This window comes from Archangium sp., assembly GCF_057119385.1.
Map to the genome: position 1 here is coordinate 29,814 of NZ_DBNGVP010000014.1, position 22,068 is coordinate 51,881.

Below are 22,068 nucleotides of genomic sequence, written 5' to 3' on the forward strand. Positions count from 1 at the left end.
GGTTGCGATAGAGGAGACGAGCGATGGCCCATGACCGCACGCAGTTGACCCCCGAGGCGCTGAAGCAGTTCCTCACCGAGCACTCCGAGTGGAAGCACGAGGGCGGGATGATCCGCCGCACGTACGAGGCGCCGGGCTTCCTGGCGGGCATCGAGTTCGTGAGCCGGGTGGCGAAGGCCGCCGAGGCGGCGGACCACCATCCGGACATCGACATCCGCTGGAGGAAGGTGACGCTGGCGCTGGTGACGCACGACGCGGGAGGGCTGACGTGGCGTGACACGAAGCTGGCGGCCGAGGCGGACACGCTCTTCAACCAGGTCGTGAAGCAGGGCTGATGCGGGCAGCACTCATTGTCGTCGGGGTGCTGCTGACGGGGCCGGTGGCGCGGGCACAGGACGAGGTGCCCGAGGCCACGCGGCCGGAGCGGCTGTACCTGAACTCGGGCGTGCTGATGGGCTCGTCGCGGGTGGTGGGGTTGGGTGGGGCCTACGTGGGCATCGCCGAGGGCGTGGCGGGCTTCACGCACAACCAGGCGGCACTGGCGCACCGCTCGCCGAGGCTGGACCGGGACTGGGACGTGGGCGTCACGCTGTCCTGGATGAACCTGCCGCTGGCCAAGGTGAAGGGCAAGGACCTGGACAACGACGGCCAGCCGGACGACGCGCCGGAGACGTTGCAGCTGCAGGGCGCGGTGATGTTGCAGTACCGCAACTTCGGCCTGGGCTTCTCGCTGCGCAACTACCAGGTGGCCTACTGCAACACGGTGCACTGCGACCCGAGTGACCGCATCCGCGTGTCGCTGGTGCAGTCGTCCCTGGCGGGAGCGGTGGCGCTGGGGCGGGACGACTTCATCCTGGGCTTCGGCATCTACAGCGCGCAGGCGGTCTTCAGCCACAAACCGGAGGGCGACTGGCGTTACGGGGACACGGGGTTGGCGCTGGACATGCTGTACCGGCCGCACGGACGCTCGTACCGGGTGGGGGTGTCGGTGAGGCCGGAGGTGGTGGGCGCGTGGCGGCGGGCGGAGGGACAAGTGCCCTTCCTGGCGGGCCGGCAGCTGTACTCGGCGGTGGTGTCACCGGCGGTGATGTCACTGGGAGCGAGCTGGAGGCTGGGAGAAGGCTCGGAGCGCTACAACCAGCTCTCGCCCGCGGCGCGCCGGCAGATGCTGGAGGGAGAGCACTTCTCGGAGGTACCGGCGGAAGAGAGCGCGGAGGGACCCGCGGGCCGGTGGCTCATCAGCGCGCAGGCGGACTTCATCTCGCGAGTGGAGAACGCGGTGCCGGTGCGCTCGTTCACGGCGCTCACGGCGCCGGAGAAGGTGGGCGTGTCGGGGATGCTGCAACCGAGGGTGGGAGTGGAACACGAGACCTGGCCGGGGCGGCTCCGAACCCGGTTGGGAGCCTTCATCGAACCCTCACCGTTCACGGACCACCTGCCGAGAGCGCACGTGACGGGAGGCTTCGAGCTGTTCCTGTTCCGGTACCTGGACGACTGGGCACTGACGGCATCGTTCGACGTCTCGAGACGCTACTCGGACTTCGGCATTTCGGTGGGTCTATGGCGATGAATTCCCCTCTCCCCTCGGGAGATGGACGGGGTGAGGGTGCCCGTCCCCCGGGTTCATCACCGCGTGAATCCCCTCTCCCTCTGGGAGAGGGTCAGGGTGAGGGTCATCGAGCCATGTGGAAGACGGGAGCGCTCACGGTCCTCGCGCTCATGGGTTTCGCGGCCAATTCACTGTTGTGCCGGGCGGCCCTCGAGAACGGAGCATGGAGGATCGACGCGGCAAGCTTCACGAGCATCCGCCTGGCCGCGGGAGCCATCGTCCTCGCGCTCCTGCTCCGGATGCGCGGAACCCGAAGCGCGGAGCGAAAAGGCTCCTGGGGTTCAGGCCTGGCACTGTTCGCCTACGCGGCGGGCTTCTCCCTGGCATACGTACGCATCCCCGCGGGAGTGGGGGCCCTCATCCTCTTCGGCTGCGTGCAGGCGACAATGCTGAGCGTGGGGCTCTTCCGAGGAGAGCGCCCACGACCCCTCGAGTGGCTGGGATTGGCACTAGCCCTCGGAGGGCTGATCGTCCTGCGGCTGCCGGGAGCCACGGCGCCGGACCCGCTCGGAGCGACACTGATGGCCGGAGCGGGAGTCGCATGGGGCATCTACTCCCTGCGAGGACGCGGCACGGCGGACCCACTGGCGGCGACGGCGGACAACTTCCTCCGGAGCGTGCCCATGACGCTCGGACTGTCCCTCCTGGCGCCCCTGGCCCTGGGAGCACCCCGAGCGACGGCGGAAGGCGTGGGGCTCGCGGTGGCATCGGGAGCACTGGCCTCGGGGGTGGGCTACAGCCTGTGGTACGCGGCGCTGCCGCACCTGACGGCGATGCGAGCGGCGGTGGTGCAGCTCGCGGTGCCGGTGGTGGCGGCGGTGGGCGGGGTGCTGCTGCTCGGCGAGACGCTGACGGCGCGGCTGGTGGGCGCGGGCTCGGCGCTGCTGTGTGGCGTGTTCCTCGCGCTGCTGGCACGCCAGAGAAAGGCCCCTGCGCCCTCACGGTGAGCGCGCATCCGGGAGCAGGCCGAGCGCCCGTAGCCCCGGGGCTCAGCCGTGGCGCCCGGAACGGCGCCGCGCCGCCTGCCGCACGCCGGGCAGGGGCCGGGGCGGGGACTCCAGGTGCGCGGCGCGGGGAGTCCTCGCCGCGGGGGTGCCCAGCTCGCTCCCATCCTCGGGAAGAGGCCGGTCCTGCTCACGCCTCTGTGCTGGCGCGCTGAGCAGGCGGGAGTCCGGCTGCCAGTCGAGGAGCAGGATGGAGATCAACACCATCAGCACCACCGTGCGCCGGAAGGAGGGCGAGTCCTGTAGCAACGTCTGCATGCGTGGTTCCACCCCGTGGAAACAGCCCGGCCGACGTTTTCATGCGGCCCCGCCCCCATTTTCACACCGCGGCGTCAGGGAGAGGCACAGATGAGGGTGTCGAGCATCGTCACGTTCGAATTGCCCGTCACGCTCCAGGGGCCCACGCCGCCAGTGCCGTTGATGAAGGAATAGGCCGTGGAGCGGATGCTGGTGGTGTAGCCCTGGGACGAGGCGTGGCCGTTGTCCTGGCAGAAGCGCCGGGCGGTGTCCGCCGCGCTGGAACCCGTCGCGGGGTAGAGGGTGCCTACGTAGTACCCGTTCACCATCGGGCTCGAATAGGTGGTGATGGGGACATCGTCACAGGTGATTGCATCGAGCATCGTGACGTTGGCATTGCCCGTCGTGCTCCAGGGGCCCACGCCGCCGGTGCCGTTGATGAAGGAATAGGCCGTGGAGCGGATGCTGGTGGCGTACTTCAGCGCGGAGACGTAGCCGTTGTCCTGGCAGAAGCGGCGGGCGGTGTCGTCCGCGCTGGAGCCCGTCGCGGGGTAGAGGGTGCCCACGTAGTACCCGTTCACCATCGGGCTCGAATACGTGACGGGCGTGGCACGGGCCGGCAGCGAAAAGCCCAGCACCACGAACAAGAACACGAGACACGAAGACAGACGCACACCCTGCTGACTCATTCCACACCTCCACTGAACCGAAAGGGGGAATGAATGTAGCCAATTCAAGAAAAAACTGTAAGAATAGATGAACAGGAAGGCCCGCTCATCGCGGGCCATCACCCGCCTCACAGCCGGGAGAGCTGACCATCCCGGAAGGCCTGGTCCACGGGCGCCGCCGCGTCCGCCTTGGTGATGTAGCCCTTCTTCGCCACATCCAGCCCCTTGTTCTTCTCGTACGCTCGCGGACTGCTCGCCGCCGAGTAGCACGTATAGGTCTCCGGCTTGCCCACGGCCTCGGGACAGATGATGGCCATGTAGACGTCGCTCCGCGTCGTGAGCGGCCCCTTCGCCTTGATGCAGCGGTCCATGTATTTGTAGACGTAATCGAGCTGCTCGACCTCGGTCATCACCTTCAATTCATCCACCGTCTTGCCAAGCCCCTCCGTGCCGCTCGGGGTGAACTGGATGAGGCCGTACGCCTGACCGCCCGCGTTGTTCTGCTTGCTGGCCGAGAACGTTGCTCCCGTCTCGAAAGCCATGCAGGCCATCAGGTCATCCGGCTGGATCTTCAGGAGGTCGCAGATGACCAGCACCTTCTTCCGGAACTCCGCCGAGACCTTGGAGCCCCAGACCATCGTGCCCTCGATCCTCCGGGGCGACTGCCCGATGTCCGTGGAGACGGAGGGGACCTCGGTGGACAGGACCTTGCCCTCCTTGTCCAACACGCAGGCCTCGAGCTTGAACCGGCCCTGGCCCCGCAGCTTCCGGACCACCTCCTGGTCCGTGATTCGCGCCACCAGCCGTCCCTGGGAGTCACACTGGCCTCCAGCGCCCAGGGCAACGTCGTACCGGAACGGGACTCGCGACAGCAGCACCGGGTCCTTCAAGCCCGAGAAGTACTCATAAAGGCGGAACCCGAGCGTGCTGCCCTTCTTCCCGTTCGGGACATGCCGCGCCTGACAGCGCACCTGCATGTGGCACGTGGCATCGGTGAGATCCACGAGGCGCACCGTCAGCTCGCTCAACCGGGGAACGCCCTCGTAGGCAACGGAGAATGCCGGCGGGGCGGCGACCAGCTCTTCCCAGAGGTTGGCGCCCGGCTCGGTGACCTGGCCGCGGATGCGCACCTTCTTGCCCAGGAGGTTCGGCTCCTCCAGGGGGATGAGCGCCTCGAGGTAGCGGGGGTTCCGCTCCGCGGGCTTGACGGTGAGCTTCATGAGCTCGGTCTGGCTGGCCTCGTCATACAGCGAGAAGACGGGCTCGGCGGCCTTCCAGTACCCCCCATCTCCCACGAGCTTGATGGTCACGAGCAGCTGGTTGTCACGCACGCCAGTCGAGATCGACCCGAAGTGGGGGGCCCGCGATGGAGTGTCCTTCAGCTCCTGGGAAGCAATGGCGGTGGCCAGGTCCTTGGGCGTCTTCTTCTGCTTGGGCTGCTTGGAGCCCTTCTTGGGAGGCGGCTCGAGCCAGAGCTGGTCATCATCGAAGGTGAGGAACCTGGACGCGTCGTAGTCCATCACCGCGCTGACGGGCACGTAGCTCTCGGTGCCCGACAACGTCTTGGGAATCCGCAGCAAGGCGAAGAGCTGCACCTGCGACATCCCCAGGGTGGGCATGAGCAGCTCCCAGAAGTACTCCGAGGACGAAGCCTCCGCCAACGCCGGCCGCGAAACGGGATTCATCAGCAGGGTGCGGACCACGGAATCGAGCTCATGCAGCCCGTATTGCCAGAGCGTCAACTCGAGCGGGAGGCGGAAGCCCGGGTCCACGTTCTCCACCTTCGCGAGAACGCTTCCATTGCTGACCTCGAAGTTCGTCAGCTTCGGCTTCGGGAAGGAGACGGCCTTGGGCCGCTTCCAGACCAGATAGCTCACCTCCTGTCCCTCGGTCTCCTGGAGGACCTCGAGCAGGAGATCGAAGCTGTACTCGTCCTGCTGCTTCTCGAGGTAGGTCAGCAGGTACTCGCCGCCGCACTCCGCGCAACCGACCCTCCATTCCTTCGTGTCGTCCTCCTCCATGGACCACTCGAAGATGGACCAGGCCAGCGAGTCGGAGAACTTGCCGGACTCGATCGCTCCCCCGTGGAAGACGGAGAGCTTGAGCCGGGCCTTCTCGAACTTCCGGCTGAGCACCGGCTTGAGCTTCAGCAGCCTGCCGAGGAGGACCTTGCCGGGGCTGGCCCCCGTGACATCCAGCGGGTTGTTGAACTTCAGCGGACCCGAGACCGCATGGGGAAGCGCGAACGGAAAGTCCGGGATGACGGAGAGCTGGGCGTCGGCCACACCGAAGAGGCCCGACGCGAAGGTGTCGATCTCCACGTCGACGGTGCAGGAGTCCCCGTTGATCTTCATGGGAACCGCGCCGATCTCCGACTGCCGGAGTTCTCCGAGCGACTGGGCCTCGACGAGCACGCGGCACGTCGCGTCGGCGGGCAGGTTCTTCTGCGTCCCCCGCAGGGTGACCTTGTAGAGCCGCCCCTCCTGCCGGATGTCCGCGGGGGAGAGGGAGAGATTGAGGGTGATGGGGGCCACGGCCACCAGGCGGATGACACCCTCGGCTCCCGGCTCGAGCCGCACTTCGAGAGGAGCAACCACTTGCGCTTCGGTCGCCATGTCAGGCCCTCCCGCTCGTCATGAACACGCCCCGGCCGTCCGGCCACATGCCGGGGAAATCACCCAGCACCTCCTGCGGCTCCTTCTGCTCGAGAGGCTCGGGAATGGTGAGTTCCTCCTCGCAAGCCAGAGCCTCGTCCGCCTTCTCCACGGGCACGACACGGAGCTTGTACGTCTTGTCGCCCTCGAGCGCCGCGGCGACGTCACTCACGTCCACCTTGGCGCGGAAGACGCCCTTCGAGTCCGTCACACCGCCGCCCCCCTTGCGCCGCAGCTCGTAGGCGATGCAGTCCGCCGGGAGCTTCAGGGGCGTCCCCGAGGACGTGGTCAGCTCCAGCTTGAATCCCCTGCTCGCGGGGACCGCGTTCGTCGAGAGCGAGACCGTCAGGACGAAGGGATCGTACAACGCCGGCTGCGCCTGGAGCTGAGCACCCGGCTCCATGTCGTATCCGATTTCCTTCGAGGGCTGGACATCGATGCGCTCGGTCTTCAGGGGCACGTCCTTCTTCTTGACGAAGGCCGAGATGGCGAGCTGCTTGCCCTTCAGGTTCTTGTCGCTGAAGTTCAACGCTCGCACCACACGCAAGGGATTGGGCAGGACGTCCGACTTCGCTTTCTTGTCGAACTCCTCATGCCCGAAGCTGATGCTCGGCTGGGCCGCCTTCCAGAAGTTCACGTCCCCCCCGAGCAGCGGCACGCAGACCTGGGCGCCCTTGCTGGTGAGTTGGACCACCGGCTCTCCGAACATGGGGCTGTGCAACACCTCCGAAACGCCGGTGGACCACTGCTCCAGGTAACCACCCCGGGCCAGCTCCTTCAGGGCCTCCACCGTCACCCGCTCACACCTCTTGCCGAGCGTGTCCGACGGGAGGAGCCGTCCATCCTGCGCGCTTCCTCCATTCGGGAAGAAGCAGCCGAACTGCACGGCCATCAACTCCTCATGGGTGAACTCCTTGCGCAGCTCGGTGAAGACCTCGTTCGCGTCGAACTCGACCACGAGCTCGCCGGGGTGGCGACTCTCCTTCGGCGCCTTCACCCGGATGCGGAGCTCGCCCTTTCCCGCTGCCTCCCAATCCTCGATCCAACCGTCCGCTTTCGCGCTGTCCACGGCCTCGCGCAGCTTCTCCGGGTTGGCGGCCCGAAGCTGGAGGGAGAGCCCATCCTCGGACAGCCCGACCAGGTTCACCGCCTGGCGTGCCGCATACCCGCTCCGGATGCGCTCCACCGCCTCGACCAGCTCCCAGGCAATCAGGGGCTCGGAGCCCGCAGCGGGCTTCTGACCCCTGGCCGCGTCGAGGAACTCCTTGTACGTGAAGTGCTGCGTGACATAGGTGCTGACGTTCTTGACGGTGCCCTGCTTGAGGAAGCCATCGACGACCGCGAAGCCGGCCTCCTCCTTGAGGGCCGTGTCCTCTCGCGCGACGACGGGAATCGCCATCCCAGCGGTCTCGAAGACAGAGGCATCCTTCGGAAGCTCGCCCGTCACCCGGCCCTTCCACGTGCGCAGGAGGATCCAGCCACGAAGGAGCCTCGGACAGTGGGCGCGGAACGCGATCCGCCAGGAGAAGGTTCCATCCTTGCCACTGACCAACGCCGCGTCGAGCACCAGGGGTTGCGAGCCGTCCTGTGAGGGCCTGGAGGCATTCAGAAGAACGGGCTCGAGCCCCTGAATCTTCAACTCGCCGAGCGCCTTCGCGCCAGGCTCATCCAGGCGCCACTCGCCCCAGCCGGGCACCTCCACGGGCTGCGCGAACACGCCCTCGTTGAACGCCCCCGAGGCGAGGGTCAGCCGCCAGTCCGAGGCGCTCGAGGACGAGACGTGCAGCTCCACCGTGTCCTTGCCGTAGCCCCGCTGCACCGCGCCGGCGTGGAGGAGCTCGCCCACGCGCCGGGTCTCCATCTGCTCACGCGCCGGCAACCACCCCACCGCGACGAGCTTCTTCAGCTCCTCCGAATGCCAGAGCGGCACATCCGCGAACTGGATGAAGTTGTGCCGGATCAGGAGCAGCAGCAGCCAGGCGAAGGTGACCGGGTGCGGGTTGTCGAGCAGGGTGTTCCTGGGGAGCTGCTCGCCATCCGGGTTGTCGGCGAACAGGGGCTTCTCGTTCCCCTGGGGGCCCAACACCGGCTTCTCCTTGTTCGCCCACCAGCCGACAGCCTCCGCGTACTTCCGGATGATCTCCTTCGCGCCCTTCTCGTCCGTGGCTTGCAGCACGTCCGAGCCGAGCTCCAACCGCTTGCGGACCTTCAGGTGCTCCAGCACCTGCTTCACGATGTTGTCGGGGTTCCACTCGTTGAGGTGCCGCAGGACGACGTTGCGCCAGCGGACGGAGGTCAAGGCCTTGAAGTGCTCGACATCCTTCGTCAGGCGCTCGTCCTTGCCCGGAGCGCTTCCGGACTGCAGGAAGAGGCTGCCCGGCGTCACGGGCTGCACGAAGATCTTCCTCGCCCTGGCGGGCACGGTGATGCGGAGGCGGGTCTTCCGTCCGTCGTAGTCCACCTCCACCGGCTCGAGGGACGGAGGGTCGAAGGTGAACCGGAGCTTGTAGGACCCCGCGGGCAGGCAGTTCTTGTAGTTCTCCAGGAGGACGTCGACGGGATAGCCGAGAACCTTCTCCTCCGCGGGCTTGTCCTCGGACCGGGGCGCATAGAACGGCAGCGCCCGGGAGGACCCCAGGAGCCTCCGGAGCAGCCCCTGGTTGTAGGTGTCCTGAAAGCCGGCGAGCAGCTTCTTCTCCTCGTCGCCCAGCTGCTCCAACACGGGCGCGAGCTTCAGCAGGGACTCGAGCTCGCCCGTGCGCTCGGAGCCGGTCTGCGCGGCGGGAGGATCGAAGTAGTTGTTCTGCTCCTTCTCCTCGAAGAACTGGAAGAAGGGCTTGCCGCCGCTCGACAGCCCGAGCTTCTCCTCCGCGAACTGGAGGAACTGCTCGAGCTGGCCCGGCTCACTGGGCGCGAGGACCTCCCAGTGCAGGAAGCCCTGGCCCACCGCCTCGCTCTTGTCATCGAGATAGCCGAGCAGCTCACCCGCCCGGACCTTGAGGGAGGGATGGCACAGGGTGACGACCTCTCCCGCGATGAGCGACTGGTGAAGCTCGGACAGGTCGCGATCCGGCTGCTTGAAGACAGCGCGGATGACGTCCCCGTTCTCGTCGCCGAGCTGGAAGGTCTGGGGCGTGGAGAGCTCCGAGCCCATCGCGGAGAAGGAGCCCCCCTTCTTCAGGATGATCTCCTCCTTGGGGTCAGCACCCTCCAGGGCGCCCTGGAGCCACCGGACCTGCTGGAAGGCCTCGTGACGTGGATCGAGTACGGACAGGGAGCCATCGCGGCGCGCGAGCACCTTGAGCCAGGCCACATCCTGGTACGTCCCCGCCTTCGTCCAGTCCGGGGGAACCAGGTGCATGTAGAGACTGTAGAAGGTGAAGCGCTTGGGTTCCTGCTTCTGAGCCTGCTGCGTCTGCTCCTGCGGCTTCTTCGGGATGAACTCCTCGACGTCGTGGCGGACCAGGATGAAGGAGTTGTGATTGCCCGCGAACTCCCTGGACAGCTCGTTCGCTTCGAGCCCCTTCTTCGCCGCCTGGACGACCTCGTTCGCTTTCGCGGCGGCATTCACTGCGGCCAGTGCCAGTTTGGACTCGGGAAGGGCGTTCGCCAGCCGGACGGCGACAATGTAACCCGGCGCGAGACAGCGCACCTCCCTGTGGAGAGCCAGCTCCAGGTGGACACCCGAATGGAGATTGCGCTGACTTCCCAGGGGAAAGAGACCCTTCGCCGCCTCCTCCGTCATGGCGTAGCAGTTGACGGGGCGGTAGCGCTCCTTCTGGCCGTCCATGGGGTAGGCGACGGAACGCGAGACGTTGGTGAAGATGCACTCAGGAGGAGCCGGCGTCGGGCGGTGTGAATAGATGAAGGCCCCGCCTTTGTTGGACCCGTTGTAATCCATGTACAGGTCATCACGGACGCTGCTGATGGTGTTCTCCTCGAAGAGCTTCCGGGCCCGGAGCAGCACCAACGAGGCCTTGGCCTCGTTCCAATTCCCGGGGATCACACGAATCATGTCGTGCTTTCCACTGAGCTGGGAGAGCGCATCCAGATCGTGCGGCTTCTTGGGCGATGGGACGAGGAACATGCCCGACTGGATCTTCGACTCATGGGTGGCGGGATCCGCCACCGCGAGCCAGAGGTGCCGGCCCGTCTCATCCTTCAGGTAGGCATAGCCGATGATGAGGATGAGGTGGATCGGCGCGTCGCGGCGCATGGAAAACCCGGAGTAGAAGATGACCGGGTTGTTGGAGGAGACGGCCTCGAGGATGGTCGCGAGGCTCGACTCGATGAGGGAAGGCGTGTTGGCGATCTGAGCGGCCAACTGCTTCCGATTGGCCAGGTCGTGGCGCAGCACCACGCTGGAGGAGAAGCCCAGCAGGTGAGATGCGCTGAACTCCATCTTCCTGAAACGGGTCTCGTCTGGAGCCGTGACTTCCGAGACATCACCCTTGTTGTAGGAGGGATCTGAAACCCAATACCCATCCAGGTTGATACCGTAAGGCCCCTCCGTTGGCTTCTTGTGGAAGGCCCGTTGACCGCCCGGAAAGCGGAGGTCCACGAAGTGCCCCTGCTGCCCGCCGTTCCAGTGCGTGATGAATTTCGACTCGAAATCACCCCCCTGCACGAGCTGGTAGTAGTTGAACGCCATGGAGCACGCCGTTCGCCCACACCAGTCCGGCGGACCTGAAGGATAGTGCTGTCCGAGGAGCGGAACCTTGAGGATGTGGTACTCATCCATCGAGGCAAGCAGCTTGTCCGGCAGCTCGTACTTCCAGTCTGGCCAATATCTGCTGTTCTGGCTCATGACCCCCCCAGGTCATTGAAGTCTTTATGGACCGCCCTGAATGCAACGGTGGTGAACTTCGGCGTATCTGTTGAGCTTGAAGGAGTATGCCTTATTTCCCAGATACGCGATGTCGCCTCGACCTTCAGGCAGCTTGAACACCTCGCGCGTCGAGCCGACGGCATCCTCTTCGAGCGTCAACTCGAGCTCGTTTCCACGTTTTGCCACGGCGGATATCCAGCGCGATTTGATACCCGCATCCATCCCCACGTTCTCGATGATCAAGAGCCATCGGCCGTGAATATCGGGATCGAACTTCAACAGATAGGGCCTCTTCAAGCAGTCATCCCACTGTGCCTTCCAAAGGCCTGATCCCGCTGCGCTCTGCTCCAACACGGCCCACTCCCTGGGAAGCACGTCCAACAGGGAGGAGGAGGCATCATCCAAAGCAAATTGCCCAAGGGCCAGATCCCACTGGCCGGAACGGCGCGGCTGGAGGCCAAAGAAGAGCGACTTCTCCAGCACCGGGCTCGTGGCGAAACCGGTCTGTTCGAGCGCCTCTCCCGTCAGCTCGTTCATCTTGTTGATCTTGTATCTGCCCCGATAGACGACCACGCGCTCCGCGTTTCCAACGGCCACCACGAACAGGTTCCCCTTCGTCTCGGCCCGGACCTTCACGTCCTTCACCACGGCCCCCGTGGCGTCTCTGATGCAGGCGCTGTCGCTCTGCTTGAAGCACGTGTGCTTGAACGTCCTCCGCATCGTCGGCTTCTTGATGCCAGCGGCCAGCTCGAGGTTGCGCTCGAAGAAGAGGTTGCCCAGCAGCTTCTGCAGCTCGGCGTCCTCCGGGGAGAGGGTCGCGGCGCGCAACGCGCTGTCCTCCCGCTGCTTGAGCGGGAGCTTCGTGTCCTTCGCCTCGGCCTTGAGCTTCTCGGCCGAGGGCTTCTCCGGTCCCAGCAGGGACGCGGATGCGTAGCCCTCCTTCTCGCCACAGAGGACCTTCAGCCACTGGCCCTCGAGCGTCTCGGCGACACGGCACTCCGTGCCGATCTGGAGCTTCTCCAGGCTCTCCGCTTCCGCGGAAGGCTCCTTTCGGAGGTTGATGGAGGAGCCAAGGACATAGACCCGTTGCGCTGCGGTGTCGGCGGCAGCCGTCGCCAGCAGCAGGGAGATCAGAAGCGTTTGCATCTTCAATGGTCCTGGGTGACAGCCCGTGGGTGGATGACGATGGCACGGGCCCTCGAAGCTTGTCCACAAACGCCCGGAATCATTGGATTTTGATACCGGGGCTGAATGATTGGACGGCCCGGGACGCGCCAGATTCATGGGCGCGTGGCCACGGCGGGCACCGGCTCAGCGCGCCTGCTTCAGGAACGTGGCCAGCTTCTCGTAGGCCACGGACAGCGCGGGGATCGGCGCGCACTCGTTCGCCTGGTGCGCCTGCGCCGTCTCGCCCGGCCCGAAGTTCACCGCGTCCACGCCGAACTCGGAGAAGCGCGCCACGTCCGTCCACGCCTGCTTCGATGCCGCCGGCAGTCCCGTCAGCGTCATCAACTGCTGGAACAGCGGATTGTCCGAGCACACCCGGCCGCTCGGCGCCAGGTCCGTGAACTCCACCTCCGCCGCGTCCCCCACCAGCTCCCGCACGTCCTGCTGCGCCCGCTCCACCGTCTTCCCCGGCGCGAAGCGGTAGTTCAGGTTCAGCTCGAACGCCTCCGGTATCACGTTGCGCGCCCGCCCTCCCGAGGCCTTCGTGATGTTCATCACCTCGTAGAAGGCGAACTCGCCGTACATCACCTCGCGCCTCGGCAACTCCAACAGCCGCGCCAGCAGCGGCCCCGCCTTGTGGATGGCGTTCTCCCCCTGCCACGGCCTCGCCGAGTGCGCGCTGCGCCCCTTGAAGCGCAGCGTCACGTGCAGGCTCCCCACGCACCCCACCTGCACCACCCCGTCCGTCGGCTCCATCGCGATGCCGAACTTCACCCGCTTCAGCTCCGGACGCGTCTCGAACAGCGGCCCCAGTCCGCTCTCCAGGTACGGGCCCTCCTCCCGCTCGTAGAGCACCACCACCAGGTTCACCGGCAGCTCGGCGCGCGGCAGGTCCTCCGCCAGCGCCATCATCACCGCCAGCCCGCCCTTCATGTCCGAGGAGCCCAGGCCGAAGATGCGCTCCCCTTCGATTCGCGGCTCCCGGTCGTTCGGGTGCGCGGGCACCGTGTCCAGGTGCCCCACCAGCGCCACCGTGGGCCTCGAGTCCACGAGGCTCCCCAGCACCAGCGAGTGCCCCAGCCGGAACACCTCGCGCCGCGGGAAGTGCGCGTGGGCCCAGCGCTCCACGTGGTCGGCGAGCGCGCGCTCCTCGCCAATGGGACTCGGGATGCGGCACAGGGCCAGGGTGGATTGCGCGAGGCGCGTGGCGAGGTCGCTCATGACGTGGCCTTCGGAGCGGGAACGAGCCCGTAGAGGGTGGTGACCTCGCGGGAGCGCGCCGCGTGGAGCGGATCGGACTTGTCCTTCGCCTTCGAGTGGCGCGCGGCGGCAGAGCGCTTCCACTTCACGGCGAGCCCGCACCGCGCGAGCTCCTGCTCGAGCCAGTCCGCGGCACGCAGCTCGAGCAGCACCGCGAGGTCGGAGAGCAGCAGCAGCCCCTCGCCCCCGGGGTTGAGGTGTGGGGCCAGGCCTTCCAGGAAGCCGCGCAGGAAGCGGTTCTCCTCGTCGAACACCGCGCGGTCCACGCGATTCTTCGGAGGCTCGGGAATCCACGGCGGATTGCTCACGATGAGGTCCGCCTTGCCGGGAGGAAAGAGGTCCCCCTCGATGACCTCGAAGCGCTTGGACAGGCCCAGCCGCTCGGCGTTCTCCCGGGCACAGGCCACCGCGCGCGAGTCGATATCCGTCGCGGTCACCGAGGCCGCGCCGCGCTGGAGGAGCAGGAACGAGAGCACGCCGGTGCCCGTGCCCACGTCGAACACCTTCTTGCCGCGCACGTCGGAGACATGCAGGAGCAGCTCGACGTAGTCGGTGCGCGTGGGCAGGTAGACGCCGTAGTGGGGATGGAGCTTGCCCTGGAGCCCGGGCACGTCCAGGCCCTTGCGCCGCCACTCCGCGGCCCCGAGCATGCCGAGCAGCGTCTTGAGGGAAACCACCGTCCTGTCCGCGTCGGGCTCGCCCCACACCTGGCGGCAGGCCTCGGAGACGTCGGGCGCGCGCTTCAGCTCCAGGCGGTAGGAGCGGTCGAGCGCCACGACGATGCGCGAGAGCGTCTCGTGCTCCAGCTGACGCGCGCGGCGCTCGGAGCGGAAGGCCTCCAGGGGCGAGCGCGCCGCACGCGGCGGAGGAAGGCGGCGGCCCATGGCGCCGAGCAGCTGCTTCGCGTTGTGGAAGTCGCCGGTGTAGAGCAGGTGCTCGCCCCGGCGGACGCGCTTCAGGGCGGCATCCGCGGTGAGCCGGTCATCGACGGGGGAGAGCCGCGACGGTGCGGGCTCGCCACTCTCCGAGCGCCAGGTGAAGGAATCCATGCGCGAGGCCTACACCGGCACGGCGAAGTCGCGCAGCGCCGCGTTGAGGCTCGTCTTCTTGTCGGTGCTCTCCTTGCGCTGCCCGATGATGAGCGCGCAGGGCGTCATGTAGCGGCCAGCGGGGAACTGCTTCTCCTTCATGCCCGGAATCACCACGCTGCGCGCCGGCACGCGGCCCTTGTAGACCTTCTCCTCGGGGCCGGTGACGTCGATGATGGGCGTGGAGGCCGTCAGCACCACGTTGGCGCCGAGCACCGCCTCCTCCTCCACCACCACGCCCTCCACCACGATGCAGCGGCTGCCGATGAAGGCCCTGTCCTCGATGATGACCGGCGAGGCGGTGGGTGGCTCGAGCACCCCACCGAGTCCCACGCCACCGGACAGGTGCACGTCGCGGCCCACCTGGGCGCAGCTGCCCACCGTGGCCCATGTGTCCACCATCGTCCCCGCGCCCACCCGCGCTCCGATGTTCACGTAGCCGGGCATCACCACCGCGCCGCGCTCCACGAAGGCCCCGTAGCGCACCACGCCCGGCGGCACCACCCGCACGCCCGCCGCCTCCAGCCCCTTCTTCAACGGAATCTTGTCGAAGAACTCGAAGGGCTCCACCTCCATCACCTTCATCTCGGAGAGGGCGAAGAACAGGAGGATGGCCTCCTTCACCCAGGCGTTCACCTTCCAGCCCTCGGGCCCCTTCTCGGCGACGCGCACCGCACCCGAGTCCAGCAGCGCCAGCGTCTCGCGCACCGCCGCGGCGTAGTCGGCTTCCTTCAGCTTCGTCCGGTCCGCGAAGGCCGCGGACACCCTGTGCGACAGATTCTCGATGGGGGACATGGCCGCTCCTTCAAGCACGAAACGCCACGCGGCGCATCATCCTCATGCGTGCACGTGCCGCGCGGCCTCCAGCGTCGTGGCCGGCGGTTCCGCCAGGGGATAGGTGGCCGTGACGAGCTCCGTGTGCTTCCGCCCCGCCTCGGGCTCCAGCACCTCGCGCTCCCGTCCCGCCACGTGCACGCCCCTGCCCGAGACCCGCTCCACCCGCGCCAGGGGCACCGCCCACAGCTTGCGCGAGAAGCGCTTGCGCACGAACAGCACCGTCTGCCCGACGCAGTCCACCCGCCCCAGCACCTTCCCGTTCAGGTCCAGGACCTTCATCCAGTGCTGGATGGACTTCCTCTGGAAAGGGGACTCCAACCACTCCACGGCCATGGCCTCACCTCCACGTGCTGAAGGTGAGGCCCGGTTCACCCTCCGGGGAGAACGGCGCCGGGTGCCGAGCCCCCGGCCGCCTGCCCGTGGCTCAGGAGCCCGCTTGGGGCCCGCCCACCACCTTGGAGACCGCCTCGACGATCTCCTTCTCGGTGGGGAAGGCGACCGACTCCTTCTTCACCACGGGTTTGCCATCCACTTCCACGATGAAACTACCGGAGGGGCCCACCTTCAGCTCCGCGTCCAGGTTCAGCTCCTGCTTCAGTGCGGCCGCCGCACGGGCGGCCCGAGGCCTGTAGCCTCAAGCGCTGCAAAACGTGATGGTGATACGGGATGCCATGGTGGGCCTCCAATACATGGGGTGTATTCACTGAAATAACGGCCCACGAGCAGCTTGCAAGCCGCACCCCCGCTGCCCTGTCCGCTCCCCTGCATAATTCCGTTCATGGCTCCCCACCGTCCGAACCTCGCCGCCGCCTACGACCCCGAGCACTTCCGCCGCCTCGGACACCAACTGGTGGACCAGCTCGCCGACCACCTCGCCCGCACCACCCGCCGCGAGGGCCCCGTGCTCCCCTGGGCCCCGCCCGCCACCCACGTCGAGCACTTCCCCGCGGACTTCCCCGAGGAGCCCACTGGCGACGCCTCCGCCCTGCTCGCCCGCGTCATCGAGCAATCGCACCACCTGCACCACCCGCACTACGTGGGCCACCAGGTGTCCGCGCCCCTGCCCCTCGCCGCCCTGAGCGACTTCGTCTCCTCGCTCCTCAACAACGGCATGGCCGTCTACGAGATGGGGCCCGTCTCCACCGCCATGGAGCACAACGTGCTGCGCTGGATGGCCGGGGTGCTCGGCCTGCCCGAGGGCTCCGGTGGCGTGCTCACCTCGGGCGGCTCCGCCGGCAACCTCACCGCCCTGCTCGCCGCGCGCCAGGCCAAGGCCGGCTTCGATGCATGGAACGGAGGCCCCACCGCCGGGCCGCCCCTCACCGTGCTCGTCCCCGAGTCCACCCACTACTGCGTCACCCGCTCCGTGCGGATGATGGGCTGGGGCGCCGAGGGCGTCACCCCCATCCCCGTGGATGCGCACTACCGGCTGCGCCCCGAGGCCCTCGAGGAGACGCTCGCCGCCGCCAGGCGTGCCGGCCGCCGCCCCATCGCCGTGGTGGCCAGCGCCGGCTCCACCGCCACCGGCGCCTTCGATCCCCTCGAGGCCGTGGCCGACTTCTGCGCGAAGCACGGCCTGTGGTTCCACGTGGATGGGGCCCACGGCGCCTCGGCCGCGCTCAGCCCCCGCTACCGCCACCAGGTGAAGGGCATCGAACGCGCCGACTCGGTGGTGTGGGACGCGCACAAGATGATGATGATGCCGGCGCTCATCACCGCCGTGCTCTTCCGCGAGGGCCACCGCTCCTTCGAGGCCTTCGCCCAGGAGGCCTCCTACCTCTTCACCGGCCAGGACACGCGCCGCTGGAGCGACGTGGCCCTGCGCACCCTCGAGTGCACCAAGGAGATGATGGCCCTCAAGCTGTACACCTGCCTCCACACCCTGGGCACCCGGCTCTTCGCGGACGCCGTCACCGACACCTTCGACCTGTCCCGCCGCTTCGCCCAGCGCCTCCAGTCCTCGGACGACTTCGAGCTGGCCGTCCCCCCCGACTGCAACATCGTCTGCTTCCGCCACACGCCCCAGGGCGTCCCCGCCTCGGAGCTCGACGCGCTCCAGGTGCGCCTGCGCGAGTCCCTCATCACCCGCGGCGACTTCTACCTGGTGCAGACGACGCTCGGCGGGCGCGTGTGGCTGCGCATCACCGTCATCAACCCGCTCACCACCGACGCGGACCTCGACGCCCTCCTCGACGCCCTGCGCCGCGCCCTCTGAGCCCCAGGTGACAAATCCGCGAATAACAGGCAAACCGGATTTTTATGCTGGACCTGACTTCGTAGAAAATAGTAGGAGCATCGACGAAGTCCCCCCCACAGGCCCTCCCGGCCTACTTCGCGAGGCATCCCCGATGAAGTCCAGCTCCTCTCTGAAGTCCCTCCTTGGCGGTCTGGTGCTGCTGGCCGCTCCGGCCGCCCTGGCGCAGGACAGCGCCACGAGCATCCCCGCCTTCGAGTCGAAGATGGCGGCCGCACGTGCCACCACCAGCCCGAGCGGCGCGACGGTCACCCGGCAGGAGATGGTGGATGCGCTCGCGGCCTTCGGTGGGGTGGACACCACGGAGCGCGCGTACCTGGCCACGAAGGTGAGCGATGCCACCTTCCTCACGGGCCTGACGGGTCCGGCGAAGAAGCAGCTCACCGACTTCCACGAGTTGAACGACGCGGCGGAGTTCGGCGCGCCGCTGGGAATGAACGCGGTGGCGGGCACGCCGGCCGAGCTGTTCGGCGCCAGCGGGGCGCTGAGCGGCGCGCGCATCAAGGAGGGCTACATCCCCAACGGCATGGGCGTGGCCAACCAGGTGACGCTGAGCGAGACGTACGGGATGGCCTTCGGCAGCTCCTACGACTATGGGTACTTCTTCGAGCCCATCACCCCGCGCGAGCTGATCGCCCAGCTGCAGAACAACACGGAGGGCACGCCGAACGCGGACGAGGTGGACGGGGCGGTGGCGTACATCACGCAGATTTCGCGCAACAGCAACCGGCTCTACGTGTCGGGCTGGCGCAGCATGGGCCGGGGCGGCCCGGGCGAGTCGGCCGGCTTCGTGGTGGCGGCCGTGAGCACCGACCGGCGCTTCGTGCGCATGGTGGAGTTCCTCTCCTGGGCGGAGTGAGGCCCTTCAGCGCGCGAATGCCCGGGATGTCACACGCATTTCGTGGCGTACTTCACACTCCGTGATTAGCCAGGGGCGCTCGCGAAGTGGAGGTCTCCCCTCATGCGCATCCGCCTCTGGGCCGCCGTTCCCCTGCTCGTCCTCGTCGTCGCCTGTGGTGACGGCCCCCCCGCCAACCCTGGCAATGGCGCCGACTCCGGGACTCCCGGCGGCGAACGCCCGGATGGCGGCACCAGCGGCACGAATCCGGATGGGGGCTCGGAGCCGCCGCCGCTGGATGGCGGAGTCATCGGCGGCACGGACCGAACCGTCGTCACCTACGCCGGCAACGACGGCCTCGAGCGCTTCGAATCCGCCCTGGTGCTCTCCGATGGCACCGTGCTCGTCGCCGGGGGCGCCACCTCCCTGGACTGGGTGCCCCCGGGCGTCCCGCGCACGCAGCTGTCCGCGGCCACCATCCAGTCCGTCTCCGGTGCCAACATCGGCTTCATCCTCCACCTGAGCGCGGACCTGCGCTCCATCCTGCGCGTCGTCCACTTCCCCCAGGGCTCCGTGCGCAACATCCAACGGCTGCGCGCCACCGGCGCGCCCGGCCAGCCCACCGGGGACCTCTACCTCTCGGGCATCCGAGACGTCCCGGCCGACGTGCAGCAGGAGGGCTACTTCATCGCGCGGCTCGACCACAACTTCGTCACCGCCCCGCCCACGGCCGTGCGCTGGACGTATGACGTGAAGTGCCCGCCCCGCCAGGCCTCCGGCTACACCGGCGAGTCCGAGTACAAGCACCTCCAGCCCTGGGACGTGGGCGGAGACGGCAAGGTCGTCTACGCGCTCGGCGCCGAGTACGACTTCAAGTGGGCCGCCCTCGAGCGCCTCACCGCCGACGGCAAGCAGGACCTGGTGCCCGAGTGGACCGCCCACTGGACGGCCGCGGGCGCCGAGTTCGACGGCCTCGCCGCCGACTACACCGGCGGCGAGCCCCTGGTGCGCAGCGCCATCGTCATGAAGGCCGGCCGCAAGGGCAGCCTGCGCTCCACCACCCAGGCGGACTTCGACGTGCGGCTGCCCGACGGCAATGGCCGCACCGACCGCAAGGGCCGCTTCCCCGACGACTACTACTTCACCGGCCCCTGCACCGCCGCCTCCTGCTCCGGCACCGGCCCCGGCTACACGGGCTACCGCCTCAGCGACAAGCCCACCCAGCGCGTGGGCTCCATTGCCATCGACCGGCGCAACAACCACCTCTACTTCGGCTACTCCACCCAGTCCAGGCTGCCCGACGGCAACCCGGACTTCGAGCCCGCCGTCGTCGCCATGGAGCCCGGCGGCCGCCTGCGCTGGTGGAGCCGCCTCTACCACGAGCAGCTCGAGAACAACGGCGCCCTCGTGAAGACGTCCTCGCCGGACCAGTACGTGGACCACGTGGCCATCGACTACGCGGCCAACCGGCTGGTGGTGCTCGCCCGCGCCCACGGCAACAACGTCATCAACTTCTGGAGCGGCAACAAGGTGGCCTCCCACCCCGGCGCCACGTCCTTCCACCACCAGTTCACCGGCACCAGCGGCAACATCCACATCTCCTGGCTGGCCAAGCTGGCCCAGGCCGATGGCACCCTGGCCGCCGCCTCCTGGGTGGCCGAGTACAGCGATGGGGCCACGCTCGGCACACCCTACGCCGAGCCCCTCCACGACGGCTGGGGCAGCCACAACGCCGGGTGGCCGGACCTCAACACCACCCGCGTCTCCGCGCTCGAGGTGGATGCCCGCGGCGCCGTCTACCTCGCCGCGCTCGGCCGCCGCACCGTCACCACCTCCAACGCCTACATGAAGATGTACAAGCCCTCGCAGGGCAGGTCCGCGTGGAACCATTTCGTCCGCGTCTTCGAGCCCGACCTGAAGGCGCTGCGCTACTCCTCGCTGCTGCGCGGGCCGTGGGACCCGGCGGTGGACGGGGGCGGCGAGAACGTGCTCCTCGAGGGGGTGTTCCCCGTGCGGGACGGCGTCCTCGTCACGGGCTGGCATACCCGGGACAGCGCGGGCGTCCCCCTGGGCGCGCCCCTCCCAGTGGCCGAGGTGCCCGCCTGGGGCTCCTCCACCCCGGCGGGCGAGAGCGCGGTGCTGGCCCACCTGCGCTTCTAGCCCCCCACCGAAGAGTCGCGCGGGGGGCGGAAATCGGGTAGAGCCCGCTCCGCCATGCTCGTCTCGGTCGTCATCCCTGTCTACAACGAGATCTCCACCCTCGCCGAACTGCTCCGCCGCGTCACCGCGGTGGACTTTCCCAAGGAGCTCGTCATCGTGGACGACTGCTCGCGCGACGGAAGCCGCGAGCTGCTCCAGCGTCTGGCCACCGAGGGCCTGTCCGTCATCGGCGGCACCCCGCGGAACCGCAACGACGTGCGCGTCCTCTTCCAGGAGAAGAACCAGGGCAAGGGCGCCGCCCTGCGCCGCGGCTTCTCCGAGTCCGCCGGGGACATCGTCATCGTCCAGGACGCGGACCTCGAGTACGACCCGCGCGAGATTCCCCGCGTCCTCCAGCCCATCATCGACGGCGACGCGGACGTCGTCTTCGGCAGCCGCTTCACCGGCACGCCCCGGCGCGTCCTCTACTTCTGGCACTCGGTGATGAACCAGCTGCTCACCATGCTCTCCAACATGACGAGCAACCTGAACCTCACCGACATGGAGACCTGCTACAAGGCCTTCCGGGCCGAGGTCATCCGCTCGGTGAACATCGAGGAGGACCGCTTCGGCATCGAGCCGGAGATCACCGCCAAGGTGGCCCGCGGCGGCTGGCGCGTCTTCGAGGTGCCCATCAGCTACCACGGGCGCACCTACGAGGAGGGCAAGAAGATTGGCTGGAAGGACGGCGTCCGCGCCCTCTACGCCATCGGCAAGTACGCCCTCAAGCGCTGAAGGTGTCCAACGGCCAACACCCGCGGGCCGTCCTCCGGGGCTGCCCCGCCCCCTTCATCGGCCGCTCCCCCGCCCCCCTGCTTCCAGGTGCTCTTCGGAGGGCCGGTCCCTAGCTTCGGGGCGTGCTACCGCGATTCCTCCTCTACGGATGTGCTGGCTGGGTGATGGAGGTGTGCTTCACCGGCATGGGCGCGGCCCTGGTGGAGCGGGACACACACGGGACGGCGAAGACGTACCTGTGGATGCACCCCATCTACGGGGCCACCGCGCTGGGGATGGAGTTCCTCCATGACCGGCTGCGCTTTTTGCCCCGGCCCGTGCGCGCGCTCGCCTACACCGTCGTCATCTTCGGCGCCGAGTTCACCACGGGCTGGCTGCTGCGCAAGGCGCTCGGCCGCTGCCCCTGGGACTACGAGAACAAGGGGTGGAGCGTGAAGGGGCTCATCCGCCTGGACTATGCCCCCTTCTGGTACGTGGCCGGCCTGCTCTTCGAGCCCGTGCGCGAGGCCTTCCTGCGCGTCACCAGCGAGGCCCTGCGCCAGACGCCCGAATACCGCCATGCCGTGGAAAATGGCGCCGTGGCCGAGCCGCACCACCTGGCCCCGGTCTCCACCGAGCAGGAGGCCGGGGAAGCGGCGGACACCTACCTCCTGGCCGGAGAGAGCGAGCGCTATACGCCCCATTGAGAGG

17 protein-coding genes and 1 pseudogene are annotated in these 22,068 nt (G+C 67.9%); 8 read left to right on the top strand and 10 right to left on the bottom strand.

Translation table 11 applies throughout. The annotated features are described in order from the left end of the window. Nucleotides 1–23 precede the first annotated feature (23 nt). The 3 genes from AC16DP_RS03530 to AC16DP_RS03540 all read left to right on the top strand — a co-directional run bounded on the left by AC16DP_RS03530 (nt 24) and on the right by AC16DP_RS03540 (nt 2,556). Complete coding sequence (locus AC16DP_RS03530; RefSeq protein WP_329733414.1) at nt 24–335, top strand: 4a-hydroxytetrahydrobiopterin dehydratase; 312 nt, start codon at nt 24–26, stop codon at nt 333–335. Next, nucleotides 335–1,570, top strand: a complete 1,236-nt coding sequence (locus AC16DP_RS03535) for a hypothetical protein (RefSeq protein ID WP_329733415.1) — start codon at nt 335–337, stop codon at nt 1,568–1,570. Before AC16DP_RS03530 ends, AC16DP_RS03535 begins: the two co-directional genes overlap by 1 nt. Nucleotides 1,571–1,683: 113 nt before the next feature. Continuing rightward, on the top strand, nt 1,684–2,556 hold the full coding sequence (locus AC16DP_RS03540; protein WP_329733416.1) for a DMT family transporter: 873 nt from the start codon (nt 1,684–1,686) through the stop codon (nt 2,554–2,556). 42 nt (nt 2,557–2,598) lie between these two features. On the opposite strand, the gene AC16DP_RS03545 is transcribed toward AC16DP_RS03540, so the two are convergent. The 10 genes and pseudogenes from AC16DP_RS03545 to AC16DP_RS03590 all read right to left on the bottom strand — a co-directional run. Then, the gene (locus tag AC16DP_RS03545) at nt 2,599–2,871 is read right to left on the bottom strand and encodes a hypothetical protein (RefSeq protein WP_329733417.1); all 273 of its coding nucleotides are present in this window, start codon (nt 2,869–2,871) and stop codon (nt 2,599–2,601) included. Between the two features lie 74 nt (nt 2,872–2,945). Beyond that, entirely contained in the window at nt 2,946–3,539 is a 594-nt protein-coding gene (locus AC16DP_RS03550; protein WP_329733418.1) for a hypothetical protein, read from the bottom strand. Between the two features lie 107 nt (nt 3,540–3,646). After that, nucleotides 3,647–6,133, bottom strand: a complete 2,487-nt coding sequence (locus tag AC16DP_RS03555) for a hypothetical protein (RefSeq protein ID WP_329733419.1) — start codon at nt 6,131–6,133, stop codon at nt 3,647–3,649. Nucleotide 6,134: 1 nt separating this feature from the next. Then, nucleotides 6,135–10,979 (bottom strand): hypothetical protein, encoded by a 4,845-nt coding sequence (locus tag AC16DP_RS03560; protein WP_329733420.1) that lies wholly within the window; start codon nt 10,977–10,979, stop codon nt 6,135–6,137. Nucleotides 10,980–11,003: 24 nt separating this feature from the next. Further along, on the bottom strand, nt 11,004–12,146 hold the full coding sequence (locus tag AC16DP_RS03565; RefSeq protein ID WP_329733421.1) for an SH3 domain-containing protein: 1,143 nt from the start codon (nt 12,144–12,146) through the stop codon (nt 11,004–11,006). A gap of 165 nt (nt 12,147–12,311) precedes the next feature. After that, nucleotides 12,312–13,388, bottom strand: a complete 1,077-nt coding sequence (gene dapE, locus AC16DP_RS03570; RefSeq protein WP_329733422.1) for a succinyl-diaminopimelate desuccinylase — start codon at nt 13,386–13,388, stop codon at nt 12,312–12,314. Beyond that, the gene (locus AC16DP_RS03575) at nt 13,385–14,476 is read right to left on the bottom strand and encodes a class I SAM-dependent methyltransferase (protein WP_329733423.1); all 1,092 of its coding nucleotides are present in this window, start codon (nt 14,474–14,476) and stop codon (nt 13,385–13,387) included. The genes dapE and AC16DP_RS03575 overlap by 4 nt, the downstream gene beginning before the upstream one ends. Before the next feature lie 9 nt (nt 14,477–14,485). Continuing rightward, the gene (locus AC16DP_RS03580; RefSeq protein WP_329733424.1) at nt 14,486–15,310 is read right to left on the bottom strand and encodes a 2,3,4,5-tetrahydropyridine-2,6-dicarboxylate N-succinyltransferase; all 825 of its coding nucleotides are present in this window, start codon (nt 15,308–15,310) and stop codon (nt 14,486–14,488) included. Between the two features lie 42 nt (nt 15,311–15,352). Next, nucleotides 15,353–15,685, bottom strand: coding sequence for a PRC-barrel domain containing protein (locus AC16DP_RS03585; RefSeq protein WP_329733425.1), 333 nt, complete (start codon nt 15,683–15,685; stop codon nt 15,353–15,355). Between the two features lie 91 nt (nt 15,686–15,776). Further along, a pseudogene (locus AC16DP_RS03590) lies at nt 15,777–15,974 on the bottom strand (SelT/SelW/SelH family protein); the annotation flags it as partial. A gap of 156 nt (nt 15,975–16,130) precedes the next feature. Here AC16DP_RS03590 and AC16DP_RS03595 point away from each other — a divergent pair. The 5 genes from AC16DP_RS03595 to AC16DP_RS03615 all read left to right on the top strand — a co-directional run bounded on the left by AC16DP_RS03595 (nt 16,131) and on the right by AC16DP_RS03615 (nt 22,064). Further along, a complete protein-coding gene (locus AC16DP_RS03595; RefSeq protein ID WP_329733426.1) occupies nt 16,131–17,567 on the top strand; it encodes a pyridoxal phosphate-dependent decarboxylase family protein in 1,437 nt (478 codons plus the stop codon). Between the two features lie 133 nt (nt 17,568–17,700). Continuing rightward, nucleotides 17,701–18,465 (top strand): hypothetical protein, encoded by a 765-nt coding sequence (locus tag AC16DP_RS03600; RefSeq protein WP_329733427.1) that lies wholly within the window; start codon nt 17,701–17,703, stop codon nt 18,463–18,465. Between the two features lie 102 nt (nt 18,466–18,567). Beyond that, nucleotides 18,568–20,604, top strand: a complete 2,037-nt coding sequence (locus AC16DP_RS03605; protein ID WP_329733428.1) for a hypothetical protein — start codon at nt 18,568–18,570, stop codon at nt 20,602–20,604. A gap of 54 nt (nt 20,605–20,658) precedes the next feature. Then, nucleotides 20,659–21,378 (top strand): glycosyltransferase family 2 protein, encoded by a 720-nt coding sequence (locus tag AC16DP_RS03610; protein WP_329733429.1) that lies wholly within the window; start codon nt 20,659–20,661, stop codon nt 21,376–21,378. 122 nt (nt 21,379–21,500) lie between these two features. Next, complete coding sequence (locus AC16DP_RS03615; protein WP_329733430.1) at nt 21,501–22,064, top strand: putative ABC transporter permease; 564 nt, start codon at nt 21,501–21,503, stop codon at nt 22,062–22,064. Nucleotides 22,065–22,068 lie beyond the last annotated feature (4 nt).